This window comes from Elusimicrobiota bacterium (assembly GCA_041658405.1).
In the GTDB taxonomy this organism is placed as follows: Bacteria; Elusimicrobiota; UBA5214; order JBBAAG01; family JBBAAG01; genus JBBAAG01.
On sequence record JBBAAG010000106.1, the window covers coordinates 1 to 8,434 of the forward strand.

Annotated in this window: 9 protein-coding genes; 8 read left to right on the forward strand and 1 reads right to left on the reverse strand. The window is 40.6% G+C overall.

The annotated features are described in order from the left end of the window. The 8 genes from WC955_12355 to WC955_12390 all read left to right on the forward strand — a co-directional run. On the forward strand, nucleotides 1-841 hold an 841-nt coding region (locus WC955_12355), incomplete at its 5' end, for a dihydroxyacetone kinase subunit DhaK (GenBank protein MFA5859845.1). A 63-nt stretch (nucleotides 842-904) separates the two neighbouring features. Continuing rightward, complete coding sequence (dhaL, locus tag WC955_12360; protein ID MFA5859846.1) at nucleotides 905-1,555, forward strand: dihydroxyacetone kinase subunit DhaL; 651 nt, start codon at nucleotides 905-907, stop codon at nucleotides 1,553-1,555. A gap of 9 nt (nucleotides 1,556-1,564) precedes the next feature. Continuing rightward, nucleotides 1,565-3,268, forward strand: a complete 1,704-nt coding sequence (locus WC955_12365) for a YgiQ family radical SAM protein (protein ID MFA5859847.1) — start codon at nucleotides 1,565-1,567, stop codon at nucleotides 3,266-3,268. A gap of 304 nt (nucleotides 3,269-3,572) precedes the next feature. Continuing rightward, the gene (locus WC955_12370) at nucleotides 3,573-5,342 is read left to right on the forward strand and encodes an SUMF1/EgtB/PvdO family nonheme iron enzyme (protein ID MFA5859848.1); all 1,770 of its coding nucleotides are present in this window, start codon (nucleotides 3,573-3,575) and stop codon (nucleotides 5,340-5,342) included. A 36-nt stretch (nucleotides 5,343-5,378) separates the two neighbouring features. Further along, nucleotides 5,379-6,065 (forward strand): hypothetical protein, encoded by a 687-nt coding sequence (locus WC955_12375; GenBank protein ID MFA5859849.1) that lies wholly within the window; start codon nucleotides 5,379-5,381, stop codon nucleotides 6,063-6,065. 100 nt (nucleotides 6,066-6,165) lie between these two features. Further along, complete coding sequence (locus WC955_12380) at nucleotides 6,166-6,564, forward strand: hypothetical protein (GenBank protein ID MFA5859850.1); 399 nt, start codon at nucleotides 6,166-6,168, stop codon at nucleotides 6,562-6,564. Nucleotides 6,565-6,566: 2 nt separating this feature from the next. Further along, complete coding sequence (locus WC955_12385; GenBank protein ID MFA5859851.1) at nucleotides 6,567-6,770, forward strand: hypothetical protein; 204 nt, start codon at nucleotides 6,567-6,569, stop codon at nucleotides 6,768-6,770. After that, nucleotides 6,749-7,228: a hypothetical protein gene (locus WC955_12390; GenBank protein MFA5859852.1), complete on the forward strand. Its 480-nt coding sequence runs from the start codon at nucleotides 6,749-6,751 to the stop codon at nucleotides 7,226-7,228. Before WC955_12385 ends, WC955_12390 begins: the two co-directional genes overlap by 22 nt. Before the next feature lie 103 nt (nucleotides 7,229-7,331). Here WC955_12390 and WC955_12395 read toward each other — a convergent pair. Next, nucleotides 7,332-8,434 (reverse strand): mannitol-1-phosphate 5-dehydrogenase (locus WC955_12395; GenBank protein MFA5859853.1); only part of this gene is annotated, 1,103 nt, incomplete at its 5' end.

The following is an 8,434-nucleotide window of genomic DNA, read 5'->3' on the forward strand; positions in this document are numbered from 1 at the left end:
CGGGCATAAACCTGCATTTGTGGGATATGTCGGTAAAAATATGGTGGATGCTGTGGCGGTAGGCGAAATATTTTCGTCACCGACAGCGAAAGCGTTTTTTGATGCGTTCAAAGCAGCAAATTCAGGTAAAGGTGTTGCGTGTCTCTACGGCAATTATGCCGGGGATAATATGAACGTCAAGATGGCGAGAGAGTTTGCTGAAGAGGAAGGTATTACCGTAAAAACTGTTGTTGCAAACGATGATGTAGCATCCGCACCAAAGACTGAGATGCACAAACGCCGCGGGGTTGCGGGTGAAATACTTATGTGGAAAGTTGGTGGTGCGAAAGCTGCAAAAGGCGGCTCGCTCGATGAAGTAATCACAGCAGCGCAAAAAGCGATTAGTAATACGCGTAGTGTTGGTATTGGGCTTACCCCATGTACAATTCCCGCGGTGGGCAAGCCAAATTTTAAGATCGCGGATGGAACAATGGAGCTCGGTATCGGGCATCATGGCGAGCCTGGGATAAAGGTTACTGACCTAAAATCTGCTGATGAGATGGCAGCGATGATGTTAGACATTATTCTTCCAGATTACCCGTTTGTTAAAGGTGATGATGTGGTGGTACTGGTTTCCGGCCTTGGTGCAACGCCTGTGATGGAACTATATATTCTCTTCAATAAAGTTGCTGATATTTTGAAGGAAAAAGGGATTAGTATCCATAAATCGTATGTCGGTAACTACTTCACGTCGTTAGAGATGATGGGTGTGACATTAACCGTCATGAAACTAGATGCTGAACTAAAAGGCCTTATTGACGAAGAAGCTAACTGTATGGGTTTACGCCAGTTTAGGGGTTAATATAGATTATACGGGCTCAAGAAAACGTATTAAAGAGTTTGAGAATAAAAGGAGTGTGTTTCAATGGCTGACAAGTTTACGAATGATGCCGGTAGCGCGGTAGTGTTTGGGTTGATCCAAACTATTCAGGATAATACGAAGTATCTTAGTGAAGTTGATGGCGCGATTGGGGATGGTGACCACGGGGTTAATATGAATAAAGGGTTCACGATGTGCCAAAAACGGTTGGAGAACACAAAAGTAACTCTTTCCTCCGGGTTGAACACACTTGGAAAAATATTGGTGATGGAAATCGGCGGGTCCATGGGCCCGTTGTACGGAACTATTTTTATTGAAATGTCAAAAGCGTGTAAGGATAAGGCGGAGATTGACAAAACTGTTTACGGTAATGTCTTCACCGCTGCGCTTACGGGATTACAGGCGCTGGTACAGGCAAAGGTTGGGGATAAAACGTTGATGGATACTCTTATCCCTGCAGTGGAAGCATACAACGCAGCGCTTGCGCAGAATAAAAGTTTTGAGGAATGCCTGTCTGCACTAAAAACTGCAGCCGAGAATGGTAAGAATTCAACTAAGGATATGGTTGCAAAAATTGGGCGTGCAAGCAGGTTGGGTGAGCGTTCCCGCGGAGTGCTTGATGCCGGAGCGACCTCGTGTAATTTAATCCTGCAGTCAATGGCAGATACTGCTTTATTGTTACTTAAGAAATCATAAGAAGTGAGTGTGAATACAAATTTTATACCCACTACCCGTGAAGAACTTAACGAGCGCGGGTGGGCGCAACCTGATATCATTATTGTTACGGGTGATACTTATATTGACAGCCCGTTTATCGGCGCAGCGGTTATCGGCCGTGTGCTTGAATCTGCAGGGTATAAAGTTGGGATCATAGCGCAGCCTACCACAAGGTCAGGGGTTGATATTACACGGCTGGGTGAACCACGGTTATTCTGGGGTATTACCGCAGGGTCGGTTGATTCGTTAGTAGCAAACTTTACCGCCACAAGAAAATGGAGAAACGATGATGACTACACCCCGGGCGGGGATAATACGCATCGTCCTAACCGCGCGTGTATGGTTTATGCGAACCTTATCCGCCAACACTATAAACCGGCAAAGCCTATAGTTCTCGGCGGGGTGGAGGCTAGCCTTCGCCGTATTGCGCATTATGATTTTTGGGATAACGCTGTACGCCGGTCGTTAGTATTCGATGCGAAGGCGGATATTATTGTTTATGGTATGGGTGAGAAAGCGATAGTGGAACTCGCAGGGAAAATGGGCCGCGGGGAAGATTTTCGTGATACCCGCGGAATATGTTATATCTCCAAAACGCCAGTGGAAGGATATCTTGAATTACCTTCATACGAACAGGTTGCGAAGGATAAAGAAAAGTTTATTGGAATGTTTAAAATATTCTCACAAAATAATGACCCTATGGACGCACGCGGGTTGATGCAGCAGCATGCGGGACGGTATCTCATACAAAACCCGCCGCAGCCATACCTATCGATGGAAGAGTTTGACCGCGTGAATGAACTCGCGTATACCCGCGAGGTGCATCCGTTTTACGCAAAGGATGGGTACGTTGTTGCGCAGGATACTGTTAAATATTCAATCACTGCAACGAGGGGATGTTTTGGGGGCTGCGCGTTCTGCAGTATTGCGTTACACCAGGGGAATAATGTTATCTCGCGCAGTGTAGAATCTATAGAACGTGAAGCAGGGATGATCACCGGCCTAACCGGATCCAACGGTATGATAAGTGACGTTGGTGGCCCTACTGGGAATATGTACGGTATGGCCTGTGCGTTAAGGGAAAAGGGTAAACCGTGTAAAACCCATGAGTGTTTATTCCCAAAGAAATGCGTTAATCTTAATGGCTCACATGAAAAACTGATTGCCTTACTCCGTGCGGTACGGAAAGTTAAGGGCGTACGTAAAGTTGCATTAGCTTCAGGAATACGCCATGATCTTGTAGTTTTGGATGAAGAGTTTGGGAAAGAGTACCTCCGCGAGCTTGTGGAGTACCATACGTCGGGACAACTGAAACTCGCACCGGAACATACTGACGAGAAGGTGTTACGCCTCATGCGTAAACCATCAGCGTCATACCTGCTGAAGTTTAAGGAAGAACATGATAAGCTTACGTCTAAGATGAGAAGGAAACAGTTTCTTACCTACTACTTCATCGCAGCGCATCCCGGGTGTTGGTATAAAGAGATGGAACGTTTACGCGTGTTTATCGATGAATACCTGAAGATCACGCCGGAACAGGTGCAGATTTATACGCCTCTGCCGTCAACATGGTCCGCTGTGATGTACTATACGGGAATTGATCCGTTTACCGATGAACGCTTAATTGTAGAGTATGATAATAAGAAAAAACAAAGGCAAAAAGATATTGTTACCAAACAAGCAAGGGAGTAATGATTAATGTTAGGTAACTTGTGTGAAGAAATACAAAGAGGGATAGAATAACATGAAAAACAGTAAAGTGACGTACATTTCTGCCAGTAAGTTACCCGGGAAGAAATTGTTTAACACCATTCACCAATACCCTAATATTGGTATTTAACCTGTAGTTAAGAAAAGATTCATATCTCAATATTATATTGTTTCGAAAACACACCCAAAACTCACTCGTTTATTAAATTACTACAAGTATTAGTGCTACTTGACTGATGGTAATATATTTGTTACAATAACTAACAAAATCGTGTGGAGAAATAACATGAAACGTCTATTGTTTTGGTCAATCGTACTTAGTTTACTCGCTTATATGTCTATTTCAGCATATAGCGGCGGATTAAAGTTTGGTATTACCGATGCTTTAAAAGATTCTGCGGAAAAACTCGACCAAAAAGTTGATGAATATAACGTTGCATTGCAGAACAATAACGGCGGAAATAGTACTATCCCGAGTTCACCAGGTAATTTACTAGCCACAACAATATCATCTACTCAAATAAACCTTACATGGACAGACAATTCGTCTAACGAAACCGGGTTCCGTATTGAACGGAAAACTGGTACGACAGGTACATATTCGCAAATTGTTATAGTTAAAGCTAATATCAAAGCTTACAACAACACTGGCCTGTATACAGGTACGAAGTATTATTATCGTATTCGCGCATATAATAATATTGGCAACTCGGCATATTCTGCGGAATCATTCACCACTACTAGCGGTACACCTGACACAACACCACCAACGATACCTACATTGTTATCTCCAAACAATGGTGGAACATCAATTACTGCGACACCAGTATTCGATTGGTCTGATGTGTCAGACGCTAGCGGGACAACATACGGCCTACAATTATCAAATAGTTCGGGTTTTACAAATACGGTTATTGACCAAACTGAGTTGACAAGTTCAGACTATATAGTAACAACAACTCTTAGTAACGGTACCTACTACTGGCGTGTTCGCGCAAAAGATGGTGTTGGGAATTATAGTAGTTGGACAAGTGCTTTTATTTTAATAGTATCAGTAAGTGGTAGCATTCCTGGCGCGCCAAGTAATCTTCAAACAAGTGTAATATCATCAAGCCAAATAGATCTTACATGGACAGATAATTCGTCTAACGAAACAGGGTTCCGTATTGAACGGAAAACTGATACAAGTGGAACTTACAGCGAGATTGCTACGGTAACAGCAAATGCTGCAAGTTATAGTAGTACTGGTTTATCCGCGAGTACACAGTATTATTACAGGGTACGAGCTTATAATAATTCGGGAAATTCGTCATATTCAGCAGAAGCTAATGCAACAACTCAATCTTCTGGCGGGACTGCTACCGAAGGTATGGTACTTGTTCCCGCGGGAAGTTTTACGATGGGAACTGGAAATGGAACAGTATATCTTGATGCTTATTATATCGACAAATACGAAGTTACAAACGGGCAATTCAAGAAGTTTATGGATGCGGGTGGGTATAGTAATTCGTCTTATTGGACTTCTGAAGGTTGGGTATGGAAAACAAGTAATACTATTACTAGGCCATTATTATGGACAGATTCAAATACTGGATTTTCTGCCTCTAGTGGCACAATATTGCCCGTGATGGTTACATGGTATGAAGCATATGCATATACGAAATGGGCAGGGAAACGGTTACCAACCGAAGCTGAGTGGGAAAAAGCGGCAAGAGGTACAGATAAAAGAACTTACCCTTGGGGAAACACATGGCATGACAATTATTGTAATTGGTTTGATCAGTCTTACTATGGAGTTGGATACCTGGATGGATATGATGTATTTCATACTGCACCGGTTGGAAACTATGAGAATGGGAAAAGTCCATACGGATGCTATGACATGGCTGGAAATGTGTTTGAATGGTGTAACGATTGGTATGATCCTAAATTGACAGTGTATGGGAAGGTAATACGTGGAGGCTCATTTCTGTTTCCTTCCACATATTGTATGACAACAACACGTTCGCCTTCACATCTTGAGGCGGTGTGCAACGGATTCCGTTGTGCAAAATAATTCACAAATTTATTCAAAAAGAGGATGGAAAGTTAAATGAAATTCAAGGATAACGTGGAATTGACAAAGTATCTAGAAAAGAATTTTGATAAGTTGAGAGAAATGACTTACAAAAAATACGGAGGTCCTAGCGTCTATTTTCATATTCAAAGCATGAAAATGTTAAGAAAATGCAAGACTTCAGGGCAATACCTTAAACTCCTTAAGAACGAACACTTTGTAGAGTTGGTCTATGCGTCTGTAGCTTCATGGGGAATGCAAAGAATGGGTGGGCTTGGAATGGTGGATTTCGAAGATTTTAAAGAAGAGATTTTGAAAAACAAGGTTAATCTTGTTAAATTATCGACATCTCGATTAAGTAAAATCAGTGAAGTCGAAAAAGATATATTGGGTGATATTTTCGATAGAATGGAAATAATGAAATCTGATAGCCGACTTGTTTCTAATTCCAAATTACTGCACCATTTATTACCAGAATTGGTTCCTCCAATGGATCGGGCGCACGTGTTGAAGTATTTTCATAAACATCTCTCAACTAAAAACATCAAAAAAGAACGTTTAATATTTTTTGATATTATCGATAAATATAGAGAATTATTAATTGATTTGAAAGTCAAACCGAAAAATAAATATGATTTTGATACAAGTGAAATTAAAATGGTTGACAATGCCTTGATGGGAATACCTAAAGATAAGTTAACCCCAAAAAAGAAGAAATCTTAGAAATACCTTGAAATTTATAGCATGTGTTTTCTTGTTAATAACTAGTGTTTTATCAACGCTACATGCGCAAAGTTTGTCTTTGGGGTTGAGATATCCCGGTTTGGCTCTAAAAGTTGGGTTATCCGATTCACTCGCAGTAGAATTGTGTTATTTGTCAAATCAGAATCTATCAAGCACGGGGTTTCGTGGACTCTTATATCCTAACCCTAAATCACAATTACGTACTTTTATTGGTGGGGAATATAATTTGCTAAATGCAAAAACGGATAAGTCAGAAAGTGCAGGTAATTATATGGGCGGTTTTATTGGGGCAGAACTATTCATAACTCCAAGTCTGAGTTTTACCGCTGACATTGGATATGGAACAATTAGTCTTACAGATACGGTTACAAGTGTTATACAAGAAGAGTCCTATCCGATTGTCAATGCTGGGATCAACTACTATTTAGTAAATTCGAAAACAAACAAACAGAAATTAAATGAAAGAAAGGATAAATAGAAATGCAAGAATCTAATCATGTGGAATACAAAGTTACCAAACATAAACTTTTAACAGGTATCACAGGTTCTAAACTAGCTCCTGAGTTTCAAGCAGAAATTAATGTTGAACTTAGAGACGAATGGGAAATAATACATACAATTCCTATACGTGGTAGTACTGGTTTTACGGAAGTTGTCTGTATATGGCAAAAGGAGAAGAAATGATTTCATCAAGTGAAAGAGATAAAATTTATCAAGAAGAATTGGCAAAAGCAAAACAGCAAATAGAAAAAACAAACGAGCCGTTTTGGCGTTGGAACAATATGATAATGTGGAGTTGGATAGTAGCTTTTCTTATAATAATTCCTTTTATATACCTTGGAATAAATATCGTGCATAAAGAAAACATGTACTCAAAAATTACAGTTGGTCAAACAAAAGAACAAGTAAAATCCCTTTTGGGAGAACCGGAATGGACAGATTTACCGTATAGAGGTTTTGGGGCTGGAGAAGATGAATGTGTTACTTGGTTTTACGGAATAACAAACTGGAAATTAAGGGAAGAAATTGGAAATATGAAGTCATATAATGGAGACGCGTCTATTGCAATTGTATTTGGAAAAGATGCTGCAATTGCGATTGATAGAGATAAGTCTTATAAATTTACAAAAATGGTAAACTAATAACATGTATTCAGCAATGAAATTCGGTGAAAAAAGTTTGCTTGTAGAGTATGATAATAAGAAAAAACAAAGGCAGAAGGATATTGTTATGGCAAAATAGGGTTTAGAGTAATTTTATTAGGTTAAAGAATGTTTTTGTTACGAGTTTAATAATAGCGCTATCTACCGGTAAACTGCTGAATTTATTCAATACTTCCGCAATACTTTGAGTTTTGACTAGCTTCTGTAATTCCACCGCCTGTGGATCTGCCGGGTTGTCATACCGTAGTGCTGCGGCAATTCCTACCGCAATATTTTCCGGGGTGATACCATAAGATAACGCAGTCCGCGCACTGCCGATTAACCGGTCGTTATACCCGAGCTTGCGTAATGGATCGCGTCCAACCCTCGCGACGGTATCCCCAAGTTCTTTATTCTGGAACCTGTGGAAAAGGTCGGTTATATGGTTATCCATATCGTTCTGCGTGAACCCATGTTTTTTTATCAATGCAGTACCGGATTCTTTTAATGCTGCGGTAACGATACTAACAAGTTTCTTATCCTCTACCGCCTGCCAGATGTATTCATAACCTTTAAGATAGCCAAGGTATGCGTACATTGAATGTCCGAGGTTATGGATAAACAATTTACGTTCTTCATAACCCTTAAAATTACCTTGAGGTATTACTCCTTTAATCACAGGTGTTTCGCCGCGGAAGCCTTTTTTATCAACGGGTAAGACAGAGTATTCTTCTACAAACACAATTGTAGGATCTTTCTCACGTATTTCCGCAGGGACGACAGGGATCATGCGGCTGACAACGGATTCTACCATTCCAACGTATTTATCTACGTATTCGTGGCAAGTACAGTTTTCTTTTACCCATAACCGTAAGTGTTCCGATGAGTCAAGCAGGTTTTCACAGATGATTATGTTCAATGGTTGTGTTATCCCGGCTTTTTCACGGAAAGAAATGCCTTTCGCGATTAACGGCGCAATTTTGGGTAGTATATTCACCCCGACTGCGGTACAGAGAATATCAGCGGATTTAACTTCTTCCGCGACAACAGCGGTGTCTTTAGAATTAACCGCGCGGACATTTTGTATTTTAATTTCTTTTGGGTTATCCCCGACAATTTTTATGGTGTAACCTTTGTTTGTGTTCAACGCGGAGATAACAGTCTCCATAACGTCAATAAATACAACTTCATATCCTGACTCGCTGA

What these genes read in the sequence shown, in the direction of transcription:
- WC955_12375 (MFA5859849.1), top strand. Translation starts at nt 5,379, where the DNA reads ATGAAATTCAAGGATAACGTGGAATTGACAAAGTATCTAGAAAAGAAT.
- WC955_12370 (MFA5859848.1), top strand. Translation starts at nt 3,573, where the DNA reads ATGAAACGTCTATTGTTTTGGTCAATCGTACTTAGTTTACTCGCTTAT.
- dhaL (MFA5859846.1), top strand. Translation starts at nt 905, where the DNA reads ATGGCTGACAAGTTTACGAATGATGCCGGTAGCGCGGTAGTGTTTGGG.
- WC955_12385 (MFA5859851.1), top strand. Translation starts at nt 6,567, where the DNA reads ATGCAAGAATCTAATCATGTGGAATACAAAGTTACCAAACATAAACTT.
- WC955_12390 (MFA5859852.1), top strand. Translation starts at nt 6,749, where the DNA reads ATGGCAAAAGGAGAAGAAATGATTTCATCAAGTGAAAGAGATAAAATT.